Annotated in this window: 22 protein-coding genes and 1 pseudogene; 13 read left to right on the top strand and 10 right to left on the bottom strand. The window is 71.1% G+C overall.

The features are described from left to right. Nucleotides 1–95: 95 nt before the first annotated feature. Nucleotides 96–662, top strand: a complete 567-nt coding sequence (locus ABT085_RS02930) for a dihydrofolate reductase family protein (RefSeq protein WP_351601016.1) — start codon at nt 96–98, stop codon at nt 660–662. Nucleotides 663–699: 37 nt separating this feature from the next. Here the strand turns inward: ABT085_RS02930 and ABT085_RS02925 are convergent, their stop codons facing one another. Next, complete coding sequence (locus ABT085_RS02925; protein WP_351601013.1) at nt 700–1,524, bottom strand: ABC transporter permease; 825 nt, start codon at nt 1,522–1,524, stop codon at nt 700–702. Then, nucleotides 1,521–2,441: an ABC transporter ATP-binding protein gene (locus ABT085_RS02920; RefSeq protein ID WP_351601010.1), complete on the bottom strand. Its 921-nt coding sequence runs from the start codon at nt 2,439–2,441 to the stop codon at nt 1,521–1,523. The genes ABT085_RS02925 and ABT085_RS02920 overlap by 4 nt, the downstream gene beginning before the upstream one ends. Nucleotides 2,442–2,648: 207 nt before the next feature. Between ABT085_RS02920 and ABT085_RS02915 the strand changes: the two genes are divergently transcribed. The 3 genes from ABT085_RS02915 (at nt 2,649) to ABT085_RS02905 (ending at nt 4,946) form a co-directional block, all read left to right on the top strand. Then, nucleotides 2,649–3,824: a sensor histidine kinase gene (locus ABT085_RS02915; protein ID WP_351601007.1), complete on the top strand. Its 1,176-nt coding sequence runs from the start codon at nt 2,649–2,651 to the stop codon at nt 3,822–3,824. Beyond that, on the top strand, nt 3,821–4,486 hold the full coding sequence (locus ABT085_RS02910; RefSeq protein ID WP_351601004.1) for a response regulator: 666 nt from the start codon (nt 3,821–3,823) through the stop codon (nt 4,484–4,486). Before ABT085_RS02915 ends, ABT085_RS02910 begins: the two co-directional genes overlap by 4 nt. A 112-nt stretch (nt 4,487–4,598) precedes the next feature. After that, entirely contained in the window at nt 4,599–4,946 is a 348-nt protein-coding gene (locus ABT085_RS02905) for a DUF1330 domain-containing protein (protein ID WP_351601001.1), read from the top strand. Between the two features lie 106 nt (nt 4,947–5,052). On the opposite strand, the pseudogene ABT085_RS02900 reads toward ABT085_RS02905, so the two are convergent. From ABT085_RS02900 to ABT085_RS02885, 4 genes and pseudogenes are all read right to left on the bottom strand, one after another. Next, nucleotides 5,053–5,525: pseudogene (locus tag ABT085_RS02900) on the bottom strand (GNAT family N-acetyltransferase). Nucleotides 5,526–5,554: 29 nt separating this feature from the next. Further along, nucleotides 5,555–5,977 (bottom strand): arsenate reductase ArsC, encoded by a 423-nt coding sequence (locus ABT085_RS02895; RefSeq protein ID WP_351600998.1) that lies wholly within the window; start codon nt 5,975–5,977, stop codon nt 5,555–5,557. Nucleotides 5,978–6,006: 29 nt separating this feature from the next. Further along, a complete protein-coding gene (locus ABT085_RS02890) occupies nt 6,007–6,750 on the bottom strand; it encodes an aquaporin (RefSeq protein ID WP_351600995.1) in 744 nt (247 codons plus the stop codon). After that, nucleotides 6,747–7,127, bottom strand: a complete 381-nt coding sequence (locus tag ABT085_RS02885) for an ArsR/SmtB family transcription factor (protein WP_351600992.1) — start codon at nt 7,125–7,127, stop codon at nt 6,747–6,749. The genes ABT085_RS02890 and ABT085_RS02885 overlap by 4 nt, the downstream gene beginning before the upstream one ends. Before the next feature lie 79 nt (nt 7,128–7,206). Here ABT085_RS02885 and ABT085_RS02880 point away from each other — a divergent pair, with 79 nt between their 5' ends. Continuing rightward, nucleotides 7,207–7,695 carry an ArsI/CadI family heavy metal resistance metalloenzyme gene (locus ABT085_RS02880; RefSeq protein WP_351600989.1) on the top strand — a complete coding sequence of 163 codons (489 nt, stop codon included), beginning with the start codon at nt 7,207–7,209 and terminating at the stop codon, nt 7,693–7,695. A gap of 128 nt (nt 7,696–7,823) precedes the next feature. Here the strand turns inward: ABT085_RS02880 and ABT085_RS02875 are convergent, their stop codons facing one another. The 4 genes from ABT085_RS02875 to ABT085_RS02860 form a co-directional block, all read right to left on the bottom strand. Then, on the bottom strand, nt 7,824–9,347 hold the full coding sequence (locus tag ABT085_RS02875) for an FAD-binding oxidoreductase (protein WP_351600982.1): 1,524 nt from the start codon (nt 9,345–9,347) through the stop codon (nt 7,824–7,826). Nucleotides 9,348–9,667: 320 nt separating this feature from the next. After that, the gene (locus ABT085_RS02870; RefSeq protein ID WP_351600979.1) at nt 9,668–9,907 is read right to left on the bottom strand and encodes a hypothetical protein; all 240 of its coding nucleotides are present in this window, start codon (nt 9,905–9,907) and stop codon (nt 9,668–9,670) included. Further along, nucleotides 9,891–10,196, bottom strand: a complete 306-nt coding sequence (locus tag ABT085_RS02865) for a radical SAM protein (RefSeq protein ID WP_351600976.1) — start codon at nt 10,194–10,196, stop codon at nt 9,891–9,893. The genes ABT085_RS02870 and ABT085_RS02865 overlap by 17 nt, the downstream gene beginning before the upstream one ends. A 195-nt stretch (nt 10,197–10,391) precedes the next feature. After that, nucleotides 10,392–11,084 carry a hypothetical protein gene (locus tag ABT085_RS02860; RefSeq protein ID WP_351600973.1) on the bottom strand — a complete coding sequence of 231 codons (693 nt, stop codon included), beginning with the start codon at nt 11,082–11,084 and terminating at the stop codon, nt 10,392–10,394. A 350-nt stretch (nt 11,085–11,434) separates the two neighbouring features. Between ABT085_RS02860 and ABT085_RS02855 the strand changes: the two genes are divergently transcribed. From ABT085_RS02855 to ABT085_RS02820, 8 genes are all read left to right on the top strand, one after another. After that, nucleotides 11,435–11,518: a putative leader peptide gene (locus tag ABT085_RS02855; protein WP_350284076.1), complete on the top strand. Its 84-nt coding sequence runs from the start codon at nt 11,435–11,437 to the stop codon at nt 11,516–11,518. 195 nt (nt 11,519–11,713) lie between these two features. Further along, entirely contained in the window at nt 11,714–12,268 is a 555-nt protein-coding gene (gene ssuE, locus ABT085_RS02850) for an NADPH-dependent FMN reductase (RefSeq protein ID WP_351600971.1), read from the top strand. A gap of 105 nt (nt 12,269–12,373) precedes the next feature. Then, nucleotides 12,374–13,513: an LLM class flavin-dependent oxidoreductase gene (locus tag ABT085_RS02845; protein ID WP_351600968.1), complete on the top strand. Its 1,140-nt coding sequence runs from the start codon at nt 12,374–12,376 to the stop codon at nt 13,511–13,513. A 543-nt stretch (nt 13,514–14,056) separates the two neighbouring features. Then, entirely contained in the window at nt 14,057–15,088 is a 1,032-nt protein-coding gene (locus tag ABT085_RS02840; protein ID WP_351600965.1) for an amino acid ABC transporter permease, read from the top strand. Continuing rightward, nucleotides 15,085–15,900 (top strand): amino acid ABC transporter ATP-binding protein, encoded by an 816-nt coding sequence (locus ABT085_RS02835; protein ID WP_351600962.1) that lies wholly within the window; start codon nt 15,085–15,087, stop codon nt 15,898–15,900. The genes ABT085_RS02840 and ABT085_RS02835 overlap by 4 nt, the downstream gene beginning before the upstream one ends. A gap of 180 nt (nt 15,901–16,080) precedes the next feature. Beyond that, nucleotides 16,081–16,887, top strand: coding sequence for a GNAT family N-acetyltransferase (locus tag ABT085_RS02830; RefSeq protein ID WP_351600960.1), 807 nt, complete (start codon nt 16,081–16,083; stop codon nt 16,885–16,887). Then, the gene (locus ABT085_RS02825) at nt 16,884–16,973 is read left to right on the top strand and encodes a putative leader peptide (protein ID WP_351600957.1); all 90 of its coding nucleotides are present in this window, start codon (nt 16,884–16,886) and stop codon (nt 16,971–16,973) included. Before ABT085_RS02830 ends, ABT085_RS02825 begins: the two co-directional genes overlap by 4 nt. Before the next feature lie 75 nt (nt 16,974–17,048). Then, nucleotides 17,049–18,260: an LLM class flavin-dependent oxidoreductase gene (locus ABT085_RS02820; RefSeq protein ID WP_351600954.1), complete on the top strand. Its 1,212-nt coding sequence runs from the start codon at nt 17,049–17,051 to the stop codon at nt 18,258–18,260. Nucleotides 18,261–18,271 lie beyond the last annotated feature (11 nt).

Genomic DNA, 18,271 nt, shown 5'->3' with positions numbered 1-18,271 from the left:
GGCGGGTGGTCGTTCTGGGGGTTCCCGCGCGCCGCGATGAGTCCTGTGGGGTCCGGCGGTCTTACCGTCGAAGCCGCTACGGAGGAGGAGTTGCGATGCGCAGCGTGACCTATTCGATGGGTATGTCGCTCGACGGTTACATCGTCGGGCCGGACGGTGGCTTCAACTGGACGGAGCCTGACGACGAGGTCTTCCGCTACTGGATCGACGAGATCCGGGACGTCGGTGTGCATCTGCTGGGACGACGGCTGTACGAGACGATGCTGTACTGGGAGACCGCCGACCAGGATCAGTCGCTGGACGATGCCCAGCTGGAGTGGGCCGCGCTGTGGAATCCGCTCCCGAAGGTGGTGTTCTCGACCACGCTGTCGGAGGTGCGGGGCAGCGCCGTCCGCCTGGCCTCCGGCAGCCTGGTGGAGGAGATCGAGCGGTTGCGGGCCGAGCCGGGCCGGGGCGAGATCGCGATCGGCGGTGCGACACTCGCCGCCGAGGCGGCCGCGGCCGGTCTGATCGACGAGTACCGGGCCGTGGTCCACCCCGTGCTGGTCGGCGGCGGCATCCCGTTCTTCCCCCAGCACGAGCGCCGGGTGGATCTCGAACTCGTCGAGACCCGCACCCTCGGTTCGAGGGTGGTCCTGGTTCGCTACCGCGTGGCGCGCTGAAAGCCGTTCCGCGTCCCCGCCGTTCCTCAGGAGGCACTCACACGTCGCGGCGCCGCACGGCCAGCACGGCGAGTGCGACCGTGACCAGCGGCCAGAGCGCGTACACGATCCAGGAGCCGGTGACCGTGGCGGTGTACCCCAAGGATGCGGGGTCCGGCTCCCAGGTTTGGACCAGACGGTTCCAGGCAGCCGACACCAGGGTGTGTTTGACGTCCGCTGACCAGCGGTCGCTCTCCGCGAACATGGTGGGCAGCATCAGCAGGGTGAACACGCTGGTGACCACGGTCGCGGCGGCATGCCGGAGCAGCACGCCGAGGCCCAGACCGACCAGGCCACATACCGGAGCCAGCAACGCGGATGCCGCCAGGGCCCGCAGCACCCCGGGGTGGATGGCCGGAACGGCGGCACCGTGCCAGCCCAGGACGGCCACGTAGACCAGGAAGGATCCGGCGGAGGCCGCCGTGCCGACCGCTGTCCACACGGTGGCGGTGACGACCGCCTTGGCCAGTACCACCGAGCCGCGGGCCGGGACGGCCATGGTGGTGGTACGGATCAGGCCGCTGCTGTACTCGCTCACGACGGTGAGGGCGCCCATGCAGGCGGCGACGAGCATCAGCGTCCAGTAGCCGGCCGCCGGGTAGGCGTCGAAGGGCCGGAAATCGGCGGGGCCGGAGCTAGCGGTCCGGTCCGTCAGTGTGGCCACCGCGGAGGCCCCGAGGACGAACACGAGGGTGAGCGCGATCGTCCACGGTGTGGAGCGCAGCGACCGCACCTTGATCCACTCGGCGGCGAGCAGGTCGCCGAAACGGGCGGGTGACCCGGTGAGGGAGGCGGCCGGGGAGCGGGAGGCGAGTGTGGTCATCGAGGCCGTCCTGCCGGGTATTCGACGCTGTCGGTGGTCAGGTCCATGAACGCGGCCTCCAACGAGGCGGCACGGGTGGTCAGTTCGCTCAGCCGGATACCGTGCTCGAAGGCCAGCGCCCCGATCCGGTCGGCCGGGAGACCCGTCACGGCGAGCGTCTCGGCTCCCGCCGGGCTTTCCGGCTCGACCGAGGCTCCCGCCGCGGTCAGCAGGGCCGCCAGCTGGGCGGCCCGCGGTGTCCCCACCAGGACACTGCTCCGGGTGCTGCGCGCCGCGAAGTCCCGTAGCGGCTCGGCGGCGACGAGGCGGCCCCGGCCGATGACGACCAGATGGTCGGCGGTGTTCTCCATCTCTGTCATCAGATGGCTGGAGAGGAAGACCGTGCGCCCCTCGCCGGCCAGGCGCCGCAGGAGCCGACGTACCCACAAAACACCTTCCGGGTCCATCCCGTTGATCGGTTCGTCGAACATGAGCACGGGCGGGTCACCGAGCAGGGCGGCGGCGATTCCCAGCCGCTGCTTCATGCCGAGGGAGAAGCCGCCTACGCGGCGGTCCGCCGCTTCGGCCAGCCCCACCTCCTGGAGCACCTGGTCCACCCGGCGCCGCGGGATGCCGTTGCTGCGGGCCAGAGCGCGCAGATGGGCCGTGGCGCTGCGGCCGCCGTGGACCTGCCCGGCGTCGAGGAGGGCGCCGACGTACCGCAGTCCGCGAGGGTGGCGGTGGAAGGGCACGCCGTCGACGGTGGCGGCGCCGGTGGTGGGCGCGTCCAGCCCGAGGATCATCCGCAGGGTGGTGGACTTGCCGGCTCCGTTGGGGCCGAGGAATCCGGTGACCCGGCCCGGCAGGACGGTGAAGGAGAGATGGTCGACGGCCGTCCTGCCGCCGAAGCGCTTGGTGAGTTCGCATACTTCGATCACGGCACCCACACTGCCGACCGGAGCCCCGTCCGGGCATGGGGCCGTGGGCGGCAATCGTGCGCCCGGACCAGCCCGTGGGCGTACGTCCGCGGACTGATGCCGCGTCGTTTGCGGCCCGGCTAGTCTCGCCGCGTGAACCCCATGACAACTGCTCCTCCGTCTGCGCGCGTTGCGCTGTGGCCCCGCTCCCGGGAGGGCGCACCGCCGATGACGAGAACCAAGGCCGTGGCCTGGGCGGGGAGCGCCTCCTACCTCCTCGTGGTGGGTCTGCTGGTGGGGGCCGCGCCGCGGGCGTCGGGGACGGTTCACGGGGTCGGGGGGCTGCTGGCCGTGATCCTGCTCGCCGGCATGGTGCGCCGTATGCCAGTGTCGGCTCTGGCCTTGGCACTGTTCGGGTCCACTGCCGTGGTGGTGGGGCCGCCGAGCTCCGGCCGGGAGAGCCTGTCGACGGCGTACCAGGGCCAGTTCCTGTCGTATCTGGCGGTGGACCTCATGCTGGGTCTCATCGTCGCCACCTGTGGACGGCGCGCCTCGATCGCTGCCGTGGCTGTGTCGTTCGCCGTGCAGCTTCTGGTGATCGCCGGTTTCTCGCACGGGGACGGCCTGGCCGTCAACGAGGTGATCGCCGTCCTGGCCCTGACAGCGTCCTGCCTGGCCGGTCTGCTGAGCCGCGAGCGCCGCGAGCACGCGGTGGCGCTGCGGGCACAGGAGGTGGCCGAGGCGGTGGTCGCCGAACGGCTGCGGATAGCACGGGAGCTGCACGACATGGTGGCGCACGGCATCGGCATCGTCGCCATCCAGGCCGGTGTGGGCAGCCGGGTCATCCGGACTCAGCCCGCAGAGGCGCGCGAGGCCCTGCGCGCCATCGAGGCCACCAGCAGAGAGGTCCTGTCGGGGCTGCGGCGCACTCTGGTGTCGCTCCGTCAGGCCGACCCAGCCGCGACCACCGAGGAGCGGTCGACGCTCGCACCGGCGCCCGGTCTGGCGGACGTCGAGCGGCTGGCGGCGGCGACGGCGGGCGCGGGGGTACGCGTCGACGTGCACCGTACCGGGGAGCAGCGCCCGGTGCCGGCCGACATCGATCTGTCCGCCTACCGCATCGTGCAGGAGGCGCTGACCAACGTGGTCCGTCACGCGGGCACCGGGCATTGCCGCGTGGCCGTCGACTACGGAGACGAGGAACTGTCCGTGGAGATCGTCGACGACGGGCACGGCGTCACCGGCAACGGTACGGCGCACGGCTTCGGCATCATCGGGATGCGGGAGCGGGCCGCCCTGCTGGGCGGTCACCTCAGCGCCGGACCACGTCCCGGGGGCGGCTTCCGGGTGGCGACGCGGCTGCCGCTGCCCGCAGCCGTCGCGGCCGTGGTGGAAGCCCGATGACCGTCCGGGTGGTGCTCGCCGACGACCAGCCGCTGGTGCGTTCCGGTCTGCGCGTGCTCATGGCCGACCACGGCGATCTGGAGGTCGTCGGGGAAGCCGGCACCGGCGCCGAAGCCGTCCGACTGGTCGGCGAACTCGGCCCCGATGTCGTGGTCATGGACATCCGGATGCCCGGCATGGACGGGATCGAAGCCACCCGCCTGATCACGACCGGACGGGCGGCGACCACCCGCGTCCTCGTTCTGACCACTTTCGACGAGGACGACCACGTCTACGGCGCGCTCCGGGCCGGCGCGAGCGGCTTCGTGGTCAAGGACATGGCGTTGGACGACATCCTCGCGGCGATCCGCGTGGTCGCCGCCGGCGACGCGCTGATCGCGCCGGGTGTGACGCGTCGTCTGATCGCGGACTTCGTCGGGCGCCCGGTGCCGGTCCCTGCGCCCTGCCCACGGCCGGTCGAGGGCATCACCGAGCGGGAGCGGGAAGTGCTGACCCTGGTCGGCCGGGGCCGGTCGAACGCCGAGATCGCCCAGGACCTGTACATCACGGTGGCCACCGCCAAGTCGCACGTCTCCCGTCTGCTCACCAAACTGGGCGCCCGGGACCGGGTCCAACTCGTCATCACCGCCTACGAGTCGGGGCTCGTCACCCTGCCTCGCTGATGCCGTCGCCGGCCCTCACGGCGAAGCGGGAACTCCCGGCGGGCCGTCACTCCAGGTGCTCTCGCATGCCATGATCGGTGACGTACGGAGCCCGACCGAAGGGAAGGACGTCATGCCCGCCTATGCGATAGCGCACCTGCAAGAGGCCACCCCGGTCCCCGAGATCGCCGAGTACATCGAGCGCATCACCGCCACCTTCACCCCGTACGGCGGCCGATTCCTGGTGCACGCCTCCCAGCACGAGGTGAAGGAGGGCAGCTGGCCCGGGTACGTCGTGGTGATCGGCTTCCCCGGGATCGCCGAGGCGCGGGCCTGGTGGGACTCGCCCGCGTACCAGGAGATCGCACCGCTGCGCTCACGGCACATCGAGGGCGACATCATCCTGGTCGAGGGTGTCCCCGAGAACTACGACGCGGCCACGACCGCCAAGGCGATGCGGGAGAGCCTGCCGGCCGAGTAGGCCCAGGTCCGGGCCCGGGTCCCAGGACGCGGAGCGTCCCGTCCGGGCGGAATTTGGGACATGGTCTGCCGCAGGAGAACCGACCTCCCGCGGCCGGCCCGCCCGCCTACGTGACAGCAGGGCTGCGGCGCTCGATCAGTACGACGTCGCGCCAGGCCCCGTGGTGCTTGCCGATGCGTTCGCGGGTGCCGATGACGCGGAATCCGGCTCTCCGGTGGAGGGCCAGGCTGCCGGAGTTCTCGGGGAAGACGCCGACTGAATGGTCCAGATGCCCGCCGCCTCGGTCGAGGCGATCAGGGCGTCCAGCAGCGCCGAGCCGACGCCGCGGCCGCGGGCGTCGGGGTGGACGTACACCGAGTGCTCGACCACCCCCGCGTAGGCGCACCGGTCCGAAACCCTCACCGCGGCGATCCAGCCGAGCACCCGGCCCGAGTCGTCGACGGCGACGTGTCGGTGGCCGGGCAGCTTGGTGGCGTCGAAGTGCTCCCAGGTGGGTGCGGTCGTCTCGAAGGTGGCGTCGCCCTCGTCGATGCCGAGTTGATAGATCGTCAGGACCTCGGCGGCGTGTTCGGGTCCCATGGCCGTGATGCGCAGGCCGGGCGGGACGCTCACGCTCGGCCCACCGGGGCGATCTCGTCGATCAGTTCGCGGATGCGCTTCTCGATCTCGTCGCGGATGGGACGCACGGCGGCGACGCCCTGCCCGGCCGGGTCCGGGAGTTCCCAGTCGAGGTAACGCTTGCCGGGGAAGATCGGGCAGGTGTCGCCGCAGCCCATCGTGATGACGACGTCGGAGGCCTGCACGGCCTCGACCGTGAGCACCTTCGGGACCTCGGCCGAGATGTCGATGCCGGCCTCGGCCATGGCTTCGACGACGGCCGGGTTGACCGTCGAGGCGGGGGCGGACCCGGCGGAGCGCACCTGGACGCGTTCGCCCGCGAGGTGGGTGAGGAACGCGGCGGCCATCTGGGAACGCCCGGCGTTGTGCACGCAGACGAAGAGTACGGACGGCCGTTCGGCAGGGATGTTCATGGCGGATGCGCTTTCTGGCGGAGGGCCGGTCAGGGGTGTGCGGGGGCGGCGAGTTCGGGCTCGCCGGGAAGGTCGGCAGAGACGGCCGGTACGGGTGCCGGGTGTCCGAAGACCGCGCGCACCAGCCCCAGCCCCAGTGCGGCGCCCAGCAGTTGGGCCGCGATGAACGGGCCGAGGGAGCCGGGGGAGATGCCGGCGAAGGTGTCGGTGAAGGCCCGTCCGATGCCGACCGCGGGGTTCGCGAACGAGGTCGACGACGTGAACCAGTACGCCGCGCCGATGTAGGCGGCCACGGCCACGGGTGCGTGGCGGATCTGAGCGGTGCGGTCGAGCCCGAAGACCAGCAGGACGAGCCCGGCGGTCGCGACGACCTCGCCCAGCCACAGATGGCCGGCGAAGCGGTCGTGGTTGGACCATCGCACGAGCGGCCTGCCGAACATCGCGTCCGCCAGGACGGCCCCCGCGACGGCTCCGGCGACCTGAGCCGGTATGTACGCGGCGGCCTCACGCGCGGTCGGTCCGTTGCCGGTGCGGCGGCCGGTGAACCAGGCGGCGAGGGTGACGGCCGGGTTGAAGTGCGCTCCCGAGACCGGCCCCAGGAGCAGGATCAGCACGCCCAGGCCGAAGACCGTGGCCAGTGAGTTGGCGAGCAGCTGCACGCCCACGTCATGGGTGAGCTCGGTGGCCTGGATGCCCGAGCCGACGACCACCGCGACCAGGGCCGCCGTGCCGGCGAACTCGGCGACGGCCCGGCGGCCGAGCGGGGCGCTCACTCGGTCGCCGCCGAAGCCTGTGAGGTCTTCAGGAAGGCGGCGAGCCGGTCGAGGGTGGCAGGCAGCGCCCAGTAGTAGACCCAGGTGCCGCGTCGCTCGCAGTCGATCAGACCGGCCTGCCGCAGCTGCTTGAGGTGGTGCGAGATCGTCGGCTGGGACAGCTCGAAGGCCGGGGTCAGGTCGCAGACGCACACCTCACCGCCCGTCCGCGAGGCGATCATCGACAGCAGCCGCAGACGGACCGGGTCGCCCAGGGCCTTGAACAGCCTCGCCAGCTCGGCCGCCTGGCCGTCGTCCAGCTGGGCGGTCACCAGGCCGGGGCAGCATGCGCCGTTCTCGTCGTCCTGACCGAGGACCGCGAGTTCTTGCTTTGACATGCGTCTATGTTGACATCCTTCGATGCAAGCCGCAAGGTTGCATCGAAAGACGTCAATGCAAGCAGATGGGAGTCCTGCCATGCCCCGTGCTCAGCTCGCCCTGCGGGTCAGCGACCTGGAAGCGTCGATCACCTTCTACTCGAAGCTCTTCGGCACCGAACCGGCCAAGCGGCGCGAGGGCTACGCCAACTTCGCCATCGCCGAGCCCCCGCTCAAGCTCGTCCTGATCGAGGGGAGTCCCGGCGAGGAGACCCGGCTCGACCACCTCGGCGTAGAGGTCGAGTCCGCCGACCAGGTCCATGCCGCCACCGACCGCCTCAAGGACGCAGGCCTGGCCACCTTCGAGGAGAACGACACCTCCTGCTGCTACGCCCTTCAGGACAAGGTGTGGGTGCACGGACCCGGCCGGGAGCCGTGGGAGGTCTATGTCGTGAAGGCCGACGCGGACACCCTCGGCAAGAGCGCCGACCCCGACGCCACCGGTGCCATCGACGCCACCGGCGACGGCTGCTGCACCGGCCGGGCCGCCGGACCCGCCCCTGAGTCGGCGGGCTGCGGCTGCGGATGAACCGGCAGTACACGGGCTCGCCCTTGTCCCGTGCATGAGAGAACCGTCCGGCGAAGCGCCTGCCCGCGACAGGCAGGCATGGCGGAGCCCCCCTCCGCGGTCGGGAGGAGGGCTCCATCAGCGCTCGGTCAGCAGACCGCGGGCGGGATGCTCTGGTCGTACTGGAAGACGTTCTGCGGGTCGTACTTCGCCTTGATCCTGCGCAGGCGGTCGAAGTTGTTCCGCCAGTAGGCGGTCTCCCAGTCCTGCGTGCCGATGTTCGGCACGTTGACGTAGGCGCCGTCCACGTAGGGGCGCAGCTTCTGGCTGAACTCGGCGATCCAGGCCTGGGCCTGCGGGGTGAGCGGGTCACAGATGCCCGGCTGGTCACTGCGCTTGCCCCAGCCGGCGCCCGGCTCGGCGTAGAAGAGCGCGTCGCGGTGCGGGAACGCCGTGCCGCCACGGGGGCTCTTGCGGACCGCCCCGCCGAACGCCTGGACGAAGAAGTTGCTGTCGTCCGTGGGAGCCTGCTCGATGAAGTGCTTGACGATGTCGATCGCCTTGCCCGGGAACGGCTTCCTGGTGAACTGCGAGAAGAACTTCCAGTTCGCGGGCTCGAGCTCGATCGGGACTTGGAACCCCGTGTACACGTCGCCCCAGTTGCCCACCTGCGTCGTGACCTGGGGGCTGTCGATCGACAGGAGCGGGGCCAGCAGCCGCTTCGCCTCCGCGGGCGTTCCTTCGGCGAGGACCGCGAACAGCAGGATCTGGTTCTTGTGGATCTCGAGCTGGGTGCCGAGGCGGTTGTCGGTGAACGGCGCGACGCGCTGGTAGGTCTCGAAGGTCCTGCGCAGGTGTTTGGTGTCGTTCCACGTGGCCGTGAGGTACGTGACGCTCTTCAGCGGGGCCAACTTGTAGGTGAGGGAGGTGACGATGCCGAAGTTGCCGTTGCCCGCGCCGCGCAGCGCCCAGAGCAGGTCCGAGTGGTGGTTCAGGTCGACCTTGAGCACCTTGGCGCACTCGTCGCCGTCCGCGACGACGATCTCGGCGCCGATGAGGCTGTCGCAGGCCATGCCGATCCAGCGGGTCAGGAAGCCGAAGCCGCCGCCGAGCGTGGCGCCGGACAGACCCACGCTGCCTTCGGTACCCGTCGTCACCGCGAAGTTCCGCTTCGCGAGCGCGGACACCGCTTCACCCTGGTTGAGCCCGGAGCCGACGGTCGCGACGCGGGCGTGGGCGTCGATGTGGACCGACTTCAGGTCGCTGATGTCGATCACGAGGCCGGCGTCGACGTTCGACCAGCCCTCCAGGTTGTGGCGGCCGCTGCGGATCCGCACCGCGGTGTCGTGCTGCCGCGCCCACGTCAGGGCGTTGACCACGTCCTGGGTGTTCTGGGCGAAGACGATGACCAGCGGATAGTGGGAGAAGAGCTGGTCCCAGCCCAGGCGCGCGTCCGTGTACCCGGGGTCGTGGGGGCGGACGATCCGGCCGGTCAGCTTTGCCGGCGGGCAGTGTCCGTGCCCCCCATGGCCTCCGTGCACCGCACCCGCGGCGGCTTCCGTCACGGCGCTCGCGCCAGGAGCCGCGGCGGCCGCGATGCCCGGCACGACGACGGAGCCGGCGCCGGCGACTGCGGAAGTCTTCAGCAGCCGGCGGCGGGAAAAGTCATTCATGGTCCGTGTCCTCTCGACCACTCGCGGGTGCGAATCGGTCCTTTATGGATCATTCAAGGCGAAGTGGACGGTAACAAGGATGATCACGGTGATCCGTTTCGACACGCTCAGTGCCACGAGCGGGGGGCCGGATGCCGCAGCCCCCGGCGCCGTGCGCCGGCCGAGTCGGCGCAACCAGGGGAGCAGCGGAGACTGAGATGGGGGGTGACCTGGGCTTTTCACGGTCAGGACCCCGGCTGCGGAGCCAGGAGACACCCTGTGGGGACGGCGGCCGAACCCGCACCGACCTGTCCCCGGCGCGGTGGCCCTCCGGACAGGTCCTAGTCGCTCTCGCTCTTCTTCTCCTCTTCCTTGCTCTCCTCCCTCTCCTCCCTGTTCGTGCGGCCCTCCTGCCAGGGGTTCGCGTCAGAGGAGATCAGCACGTCCGCCCGTGGTGGCGCGCCCTCGGCCGCGGCGGGCCGGGCCGTGACCTCGGTCCGAGCCGGCAGAGTTGCCAGGGCGGCTCGGTGTGCTTCGATGCGTTCCTCGAGGTTCTCGCTGATTTCAGGTGTGTCCGACACTGCGGATCAGCCCTTCCATGAGTCGTTTCCTGCTGTTGCGGCAGTACGCGGTCTCGGTGACGTCGAATCGGCCGGTCTCGAAGTACTTGTTCGCCGGCGCGCCACCGAGGCAGTAGCTGAAGTGGCCGCAGGTGGCCCGACAGGCTGCGAAGCCCTCCAGGGTCTCCGCCACCCAGGCGGCTTGCGGCGCGCGCCGCACCAGGTCGACGAGGTCGGCGTCGCGCACATTGCCCACGGTGAAGGGGCCATGGCGCGGGGAGGAGAACCCCGCCAGATCCGGCCCCAGCACCGTGACTTCGCGTCCTCGGCCGCCGCCTACATCTCCGGTGCGGTGATCCCGTGCGACGGCGGTGGATCGTCCGAGACCGTCCGCGGGATCGAGCGGGCCGGCCGCCTTCTCGCGTCGGCCCCGCGGTGAGTGACGTACCGGCGCCTGCGCCCCGCCCGTGACCCGGACCCGGACTTGGACCCGGCGCCGGTACGGTCAGTCGAGCCATCGGTTGCGGAACCAGCGTCGCACCGCCCACACGGCGAGGCCGATGAGGGCGAGGGGGATCCAGGTGCCGACGAATTCGAGCGGGTCGCCCTCGTGTTCCTCCACGGTGACGAGGCCGGAGGCGACGGTGACCACGCCGGCTCCGACGATCATCCTGCCGGTCAGCGGGAACTCGTCGAAGACGCCCGGCTCGTCCGACTCGGGCATCCTGCGGCGCAACCGTCCGGCGCAGTACAGCGCGAGCACCCCGCCGTCCAGCAGGGTCAGGCCGCTGCCCAGGTAGAGCGCTGGATACTTCGTCGGCGAGTCCGTCGTCTGCTGAACGTTCCCGCGGAAGGTGATGTCGGTGCGGTGGCCGTGCCAGACGACCACCCCGATGCGGTCGCCCTTGTGCAGCCTCGACAGCACGGGCTCGGAGTCGTCGAGGTCGATCCGGCCGGATACGGAAGGGGGGCCCGTGACCTCGACCCAGTAGTGGCCGCCACGACCGTTGGAGTGGTTCTCCAGCTTCCTGACCACGGCGGGGATGCCCCGGGTCTGTGACGCGGCTTCGTAGGCCCGTGTGGTGGCAAGGCTGTGCCGGTACGGCACCGCGAGCACGGCGGCTGCGCCGAGGAAGAGGAGCAGCGCCAAGGCGGTCAGCCCCCGGGCTCGTTGCCGGGCGTCCCATGTCCTGCCCATCTGCGCCTCCTTGGGAGGTTCGACTCGGAGCGGGCGGGAAAGGTTGCGCTCCCTCCTGTCAGTGGCGCGGGGCAGGCGGTGCCGGTGGCCCGTGCGGATCACGGCCGTAGTCGCGGGTGGTGCCCCGATGACCGGCCGGTGGAAATTTCGGATCGACCCCCAGTTCCCGCTCTCGATCGGGCACCGTTTCTCTCAAGGCGGGCTGTGACAGATCGAGTTCGTCGACCGCCCTGCGCGGGGCAAGTTCAAGGGTTCTCCTGTCACATCTTCGTGAAATGCAGTGGTCCGCGATTCGAGAACGGTCGGGTTTTCCTTGACGGTGTTCGGCACCGGCTGCCACCATCGACGGCATGAAGATGCGACTGGACCTCACGCGGCGACGCCACGTCGACCTCGCACGTGTCTCCAGCGCCTCCTGTCGCGCCGCGGCCTGACCACTCCGCCGCAGCCCTCCCTTAACCGCCTGTATCAGGCATGCCGGTAAGCCCGTCGCGGCGCCGGCGCATCCGTTCCCGGCCTCTTTGCGTTCCTGTGCACGCCCGTCGATTTCGGCGTGCCCGAAAACAATTCCGCACCAGGGGCTCTGCATTGTCCGCAGTGCTTGTGAAATTCCAGAAAGAGGCAGCCTCATGGCCACCGTCCTTTCCGTCTCCGGCAGCCCGTCCGCCTCCTCCCGCACGGGTCGCCTGCTGCGCCACCTGGACCGGCAGCTGATCGCTCAGGGTCACGAGGTCGTCCCGCTCGACGTCCGCAGCATCCCCGCCCAGGCGCTGCTGGGCGCGGACCCACGTCACCCCGCCATCGTCGAGGCCGCCGAGCTGTTCGCCCGAGCCGACGGACTCGTCGTCGCGACCCCGGTCTACAAGGCGTCGTACTCCGGTGTCCTCAAGGCGCTGCTGGACCTGCTCCCGCAGTACGCGCTCGCCGGCAAGACCGTGCTGCCGCTGGCCACCGGCGGCTCCGTCGCCCACGTGCTCGCCATCGACTACGCGCTGCGCCCGGTCCTGACCTCGATGGGCGCCGCCCACATCGTCCAGGGCTGGTTCACGCTGGACAAGGACATCACCGTCCGCGAGGACGGCACCCTCGCCCTCGCACCGGCGGTCGTCGACGCCCTGTTCCCGATCGTCGACCAGTTCTCGGCCGCGCTCGGACGCCTGCCCGCACTGTCCACGGCGGCCTGACCCGGCCCGCCGAAGATCCAGCACATCGGCCGGTACGTGCTCGACGGCGCCCTGCCGTCCCGGCACGACCTGCCCTGACGGGCCCTCTCGATCGGAGTACCTCTCGTGTCCCTCACCTTCCACTGGTTCCTGCCCACCAACGGCGACAGCCGTCACGTCGTCGGCGGCGGCCACGGGACCCCGGCCACCGCCTCGGGCCGGGACCGGCCGCCCACGGTCGCCTATCTGAGCCAGATCGCCAGGGCCGCCGAACACCTCGGCTTCGTGGGGGCGCTCACCCCCACCGGGGCCTGGTGCGAGGACGCCTGGCTGACGACCGCGATGGTCAGCCAGAACACCGAGCGGCTGAAGTTCCTGGTGGCCTTCAGGCCCGGCTTCGTCTCGCCCACGCTCGCCGCGCAGATGGCGTCCACGTTCCAGCGGCAGACCGGCGGACGGCTGCTGCTCAACGTGGTGACCGGCGGCGAGAGCCACGAGCAGCGGGCCTACGGCGACTTCCTCGACAAGGACGCCCGCTATCGCCGTACCGGTGAATTCCTCCAGGTCGTACGGGCGTTGTGGGCGGGCGAGACGGTCGACCTGAGAGGGGAGCACCTCCGGGTCGAGGCCGCGAAGCTGGCGCGGCTACCGGATCCCGTTCCCGAGGTGTACTTCGGGGGATCCTCACCGGCCGCCGGCGAGGTCGCGGCCCGGCACGTCGACGCGTATCTCACCTGGGGCGAGCCGCCGCTCCAGGTCGCGCAGAAGATCGGCTGGATCCGGGGCCTGGCGGCGAAGGCCGGGCGGACACTGCGGTTCGGGATCCGGCTGCATGTGATCACCCGGGACACCTCCGAGGAGGCGTGGGCCGAGGCGCGGCGGCTGCTCGACGGGTTCGATCCGCACACGGTGCGCTCCGTGCAGGAGGGGCTCGCGCGCAGCGAGTCCGAGGGGCAGCAACGCATGCTGGCTCTGCACGCGGGCCGGCGCGACGCGCTGGAGATCCACCCCAACCTGTGGGCGGGCATCGGGCTCGTGCGCGGCGGCGCGGGCACGGCCCTGGTCGGCTCGCACGAGGAGGTCGCCGAGCGGATCAAGGAGTATGCGGCCCTGGGTATCGAGGAGTTCGTGCTGTCCGGGTACCCGCACCTGGAGGAGGCGTACCGGTTCGGGGAAGGGGTGCTGCCCCGGCTGGCGGGGGAGGGGCTGTGGCGTCATCCGTCCGCGGCACCGGCCGTTCCGGAAGCGCTGGTGCCGTTCGCGTGAGGGCGCGGGCAACCGGCGTACCTTCCAGGGCCGCGACCACGGCCCGACCGGCCGTCGGCCGGTCAACGCGGGCGACTGACCAGGGCTGTTCGGCCTTCTTGCGACGGACGCGCCCGGGACGACGGGCGGAACCGACGTGGTCTCAGCCGGTGGTCACCCGCATTGACATTCTTTTCGGGGCATGTCTAACCTGCCGCGCAGACCGAGATGCCCCCAGGGCCGGAGAAGTGATGGTGACAGCGATGTGCGCAGCCGAAGGGACGGCCGCATGGCGGCGTTCCGGCCGCGTCCTGCTGTGCGCGGACCGCTCCGTCGACCTGCTGCGCGTCAACAGCGCGCTGTGTACGGCCGCTTGTTGCGCCCTCTGCCGAGGCTGACGGCTTTCTGAGTCACTGACGACCACCGCAGTCACGGTGGTCCCCTTCCCCGCCCAGCCCCCGTCCTGCGTGTACCCGTGCCTCGCCGCGTACCGAGCCGTTCCCGCTCGGCGCGGACAGTGCCGCGGCGCGTGATCCGGGGTGTCCGAATCCGCTGGAGCCCACCATGAGTGAATCTCCGGGTATCGCTGTGTCCTCCGGATCAGCACCGCCCGCCGAGGCGATCCCCCGCCCTGCCGTTCCTGCCGTTCCTGCCGTCCCGGCTCTCCCTGTCGAACCGAAGCCCCTCGCGGCGCAGCGGGTCCTTCCGCTCCGGCGGCCCGGCCGCTGGATCAGCACAGTCGTCGTGCTCGTGCTCGCCGCCCAGATCGCCCACGGGCTGGTGACCAACCCGTTCTACCAGTGGGACCGCTTCCGCTACTGGTTCCTGCGGCCCACCGTCCTCGACGGGCTCGGTATCACCCTCGAAGTGACCGCCCTCAGCGCGGTGTTGGGGCTGCTGGGCGGGATCCTGATCGCGCTCGGCAGGCTCTCCGGGAACCCGGTGCTGCGAGCCGTGACCTGGCTCTACACCTGGCTGTTCCGGTCCGTACCCCTGGTCGTCCTGCTGGTCTTCCTCTACAACTTCAGCGCGCTGTACAAGACGCTGAGCCTCGGGGTGCCCTTCGGGCCCGCCTTCTTCACCTTCGACGAGTCGAAGCTCGCCACCGACATGGCCGTCGCCGTCGTCGGACTCAGCCTCAACGAGGCGGCGTACGCGTCGGAAGTGGTGCGCGGCGGCATCCTCTCCGTCGACCAGGGTCAGCACGAGGCGGCCGCCGCGCTCGGTCTGCCCAAGAGCTACCAGTTCACCCGGATCGTCTTCCCGCAGGCCCTGAGGTCCATCACCCCGAACTACGTCAACCAGCTGATCGGTCTGATCAAGGCCACCTCGCTGGTGTTCTACGTGTCCCTGCTCGACCTGTTCGGCACGGTGCAGATGATGGGCAGCACCTACCCCGGCGACATCGTGCCGCTGCTGCTGGTCGCCACCGTCTGGTACCTGATCCTCACCAGCGCCGTCTCCGTCGTCCAGTTCTATGTCGAGCGGTACTTCGCCCGGGGCGCCACCCGCGCCCTGCCGCCGACCCCGTTGCAGAAACTCCGCGCCGGCATCGCGGAGTTGCGGGCGCGTGCGCGCAGGGAGGCCGCCGTATGAGCACCGAGACCACCGAGACCACCGAGTTCGCCGAGCTCCCGACGGCCGCGGTGCCCGCCGCCGTCGAGGTGCACGACGTGCACAAGTGGTACGGCACCCACCGGGTGCTGGACGGCGTCGACCTGACCGTACGACCCGGTGAGGTCACCGTCGTCCTCGGCCCGTCCGGCTCCGGCAAGTCAACGCTGCTGCGGGTCATCAACCACCTGGAGAAGCCCGAGGTCGGCTACGTCAGCGTCAACGGCGAGCTGATCGGCGTGAAGCGCCAGGGGGAGAGGCTGAAGGAGCTGAGCGAGCGGGCGATCCTGGCACAGCGCAGCCGCATCGGCTTCGTCTTCCAGAACTTCAACCTCTTCCCGCACCTCACCGTGCTGGACAACGTCGCCGCCGCCCCGGTCGCGACCGGGAAGCTCACCAAGCCCGAGGCGCAGGAACTGGCCAGGGAACTGCTCGGCCGGGTCGGCCTGGCCGACCGGACCGGCGCGTATCCCCGGCAGTTGTCCGGCGGCCAGCAGCAACGGGTGGCCATCGCACGCGCCCTGGCCCTGCGCCCCGGCGTGATCCTCTTCGACGAGCCCACCTCCGCCCTCGACCCCGAGCTCGTGGGCGAAGTCCTCGCCGTCATCGAGGACTTGGCGACCAGCGGCACGACCCTCGTCATCGTCACACACGAGATCGGCTTCGCCCGCGAGGTGGCCGACCGGGTCGTGTTCATCGACGGGGGCCGGATCGTCGAGCAGGGCCCGCCGTCCGAGGTCCTCGACCACCCGAAACACGAGCGGACCAGGGACTTCCTCAGCAGAGTCCTCTGACTGCTGACTGCTGACTGCTGACTGCCGACTGCCGACTGCTGACCGCCCACCTCCGTACGCCGTACGCCGTCCGCCGCCCCGCAACTCCAGGCCGCCGGTGGCCCGTCGGGCCGCGCCGTGACACGGCACGGTCCCGATCGCGCCACGCAGCGTTCCAGACAAGGGAGACCCCGCACCGCCATGTCCACCAGCGTCCACCACGCCCCGTCTCCGTCCTCCTCCCCGAGCCCGACGCAACCGCACGTCCTGGACAACGCAGCCTGGGCCGCACTGACCGGTCCGCACGCCCACCTCGCCGAGCGCATCGGCCGGGCCGCCCGCTACCCCACGGACGTCTCCCCGTTCACCGCCCTGGAAGACCCCGCCGATCCCCGGGCCTGGGACGACCTGGCCGCACTGGTGGGCCCCGGCACCGTCACAGCGGTCACCGCGGTAGGGACCGTGCCCCCGGGATGGGCGATCGAGGACAGCGGGGCCGGCGTCCAGCTGATCGACACTGCTCTTCTGGCGGAACCCGCGCCCGAAGCGGTACGACTCGGTCCCGCCGACGTGCCCGAGATCCTCGGCCTGATCGCCCTCACCCAGCCGGGCCCCTTCCTGCCCCGCACCGTCGAACTGGGCACCTATCTCGGCATCCGGGACCGCGGACGGCTGATCGCCCTGGCCGGTGAACGCCTGCGGCCGCCGGGCTGGACCGAGATCAGCGCCGTCTGCACCCACCCGGACCACCGCGGCCGGGGCCTGGCCACCCGGCTGGTCCGCGCGGTCGCGGCGGGAATCAGGGAACGCGGCGACACCCCCTTCCTGCACGCCGCGGCGAGCAACACCTCCGCGATCCGGCTCTACGAGTCCATCGGGTTCACCCTGCGCCGCCGTACCCGGTTCACGCTGGTCCGCACGCCGGGCGAACAGGCGGAAAGGGAGGACCGCGACGGTGCGCAGGGCAGCGACGAACGCGTGACCGGAGAGCCGGAAGCGAAGGCATGAAGCCCGCCCCGCCCCGCCGCCTGCACCTGTACTCCCGGCCGCACATCGACCTGGTGCGCACGGCCGGCGCGCTCTGTCGTCCCTGACCCGATGTCCGCGCAGCGGCCCCCTGCTCCCGGGGCCGACTCCCTCGTACAGCTGATCAGGAAGGCACCGATCCCGTGTCCTCGTCACCCTCCCCGCTGCACCTCGCCGTCGCCCTCGACGGCGCCGGCTGGCACCCGGCCGCCTGGCGCGAGCCCGTCGCCCGGCCCCGCGAACTGCTCACCGCCGCCTACTGGACCGACCTCGTCATCGAGGCCGAGCGCGGACTGCTCGACTTCGTGACCATCGAGGACGGGCTCGGCCTCCAGTCCTCGTCCCCCACCGAACCCGACGGCCGCACCGACCAGGTCCGCGGACGCCTGGACGCCGTCCTCATCGCCGCGCGCGTCGCCCCGCTCACCCGCCACATAGGTGTGGTGCCGACGGTGGTGGCCACCCACACGGAGCCGTTCCACATCTCCAAGGCGATCGCCACCCTCGACTATGTGAGCAGCGGCCGCGCCGGTCTGCGCGTCCAGGTCACCGCTCGCCGCAACGAGGCCGCGCACTTCGGGCGTCGTACGTTTCCGCCGCTGCGGATCGAGGACTACGGCACACCTGCCGTGCAGGAGGTGGTGGCGGACGCCTTCGACGAGGCGGCAGACCATGTCGAGGTCGTGCGCAGGCTGTGGGACAGCTGGGAGGACGACGCGGAGATCCGGGACGTCGCCACCGGCCGCTTCGTCGACCGGGACAAGCTGCACCACATCGACTTCGAGGGCCGCTTCTTCAGCGTCAAGGGTCCCTCGATCACGCCCCGCCCGCCGCAGGGCCAGCCGGTCGTCAGCGCACTGGCCCATGCGACCGTCCCCTACCGGCTGGTGGCCCGGGCCGCCGACATCGGTTACGTCACCCCGCACGACGCGGGCCAGGCCCGCGCCGTCGTCGAGGAGATCCGTGCCGAGCAGTCCGCGGCCGGCCGCGCCGCAGAAACCCTGCACGTCTTCGGCGACCTGGTGGTCTTCCTCGACGACGAGCCCGGCGCGGCCGCGGCCCGCCGGGAACGCCTGGACGCGCTCGCCGGACACCCGTACGCCAGCGACGCCCGGATCTTCACCGGCACCCCGGCCCAACTCGCCGACCTGCTGCAGGAATTGCAGTCGGCCGGGCTGAGCGGCTTCCGGCTGCGGCCCGCTGTCGCCGGCCACGACCTCCCCGCGATCACCCGAAGTCTGGTTCCCGAACTCCAGCGCCGGGACGCCTTCCGCCGCGCCTACGAGGCCGACACCCTGCGCGGGCTGCTGGGGCTCGCCCGCCCCGCCAACCGCTATGCCGCCACGAACGCCTGAGCCGGAGGGAC

The sequence above is a fragment of the Streptomyces sp. NPDC002265 genome (genome assembly GCF_040296125.1).
Taxonomy (GTDB): domain Bacteria; phylum Actinomycetota; class Actinomycetes; order Streptomycetales; family Streptomycetaceae; genus Streptomyces.
The sequence above is the reverse complement of the archived record's forward strand: the minus strand, read 5'-3'. Positions and strand labels throughout refer to the sequence as shown.

Coding starts and splice junctions, on each gene's coding strand:
- ABT085_RS02925 (WP_351601013.1), bottom strand. CDS start 1,524: ATGACCACACTCGCCTCCCGCTCCCCGGCCGCCTCCCTCACCGGGTCA.
- ABT085_RS02905 (WP_351601001.1), top strand. CDS start 4,599: ATGCCCGCCTATGCGATAGCGCACCTGCAAGAGGCCACCCCGGTCCCC.
- ABT085_RS02915 (WP_351601007.1), top strand. CDS start 2,649: ATGACGAGAACCAAGGCCGTGGCCTGGGCGGGGAGCGCCTCCTACCTC.
- ABT085_RS02880 (WP_351600989.1), top strand. CDS start 7,207: ATGCCCCGTGCTCAGCTCGCCCTGCGGGTCAGCGACCTGGAAGCGTCG.
- ABT085_RS02930 (WP_351601016.1), top strand. CDS start 96: ATGCGCAGCGTGACCTATTCGATGGGTATGTCGCTCGACGGTTACATC.
- ABT085_RS02830 (WP_351600960.1), top strand. CDS start 16,081: ATGTCCACCAGCGTCCACCACGCCCCGTCTCCGTCCTCCTCCCCGAGC.
- ABT085_RS02895 (WP_351600998.1), bottom strand. CDS start 5,977: ATGAACATCCCTGCCGAACGGCCGTCCGTACTCTTCGTCTGCGTGCAC.
- ABT085_RS02855 (WP_350284076.1), top strand. CDS start 11,435: ATGAAGATGCGACTGGACCTCACGCGGCGACGCCACGTCGACCTCGCA.
- ABT085_RS02840 (WP_351600965.1), top strand. CDS start 14,057: ATGAGTGAATCTCCGGGTATCGCTGTGTCCTCCGGATCAGCACCGCCC.
- ABT085_RS02860 (WP_351600973.1), bottom strand. CDS start 11,084: ATGGGCAGGACATGGGACGCCCGGCAACGAGCCCGGGGGCTGACCGCC.
- ssuE (WP_351600971.1), top strand. CDS start 11,714: ATGGCCACCGTCCTTTCCGTCTCCGGCAGCCCGTCCGCCTCCTCCCGC.
- ABT085_RS02910 (WP_351601004.1), top strand. CDS start 3,821: ATGACCGTCCGGGTGGTGCTCGCCGACGACCAGCCGCTGGTGCGTTCC.
- ABT085_RS02825 (WP_351600957.1), top strand. CDS start 16,884: ATGAAGCCCGCCCCGCCCCGCCGCCTGCACCTGTACTCCCGGCCGCAC.
- ABT085_RS02885 (WP_351600992.1), bottom strand. CDS start 7,127: ATGTCAAAGCAAGAACTCGCGGTCCTCGGTCAGGACGACGAGAACGGC.
- ABT085_RS02835 (WP_351600962.1), top strand. CDS start 15,085: ATGAGCACCGAGACCACCGAGACCACCGAGTTCGCCGAGCTCCCGACG.
- ABT085_RS02875 (WP_351600982.1), bottom strand. CDS start 9,347: ATGAATGACTTTTCCCGCCGCCGGCTGCTGAAGACTTCCGCAGTCGCC.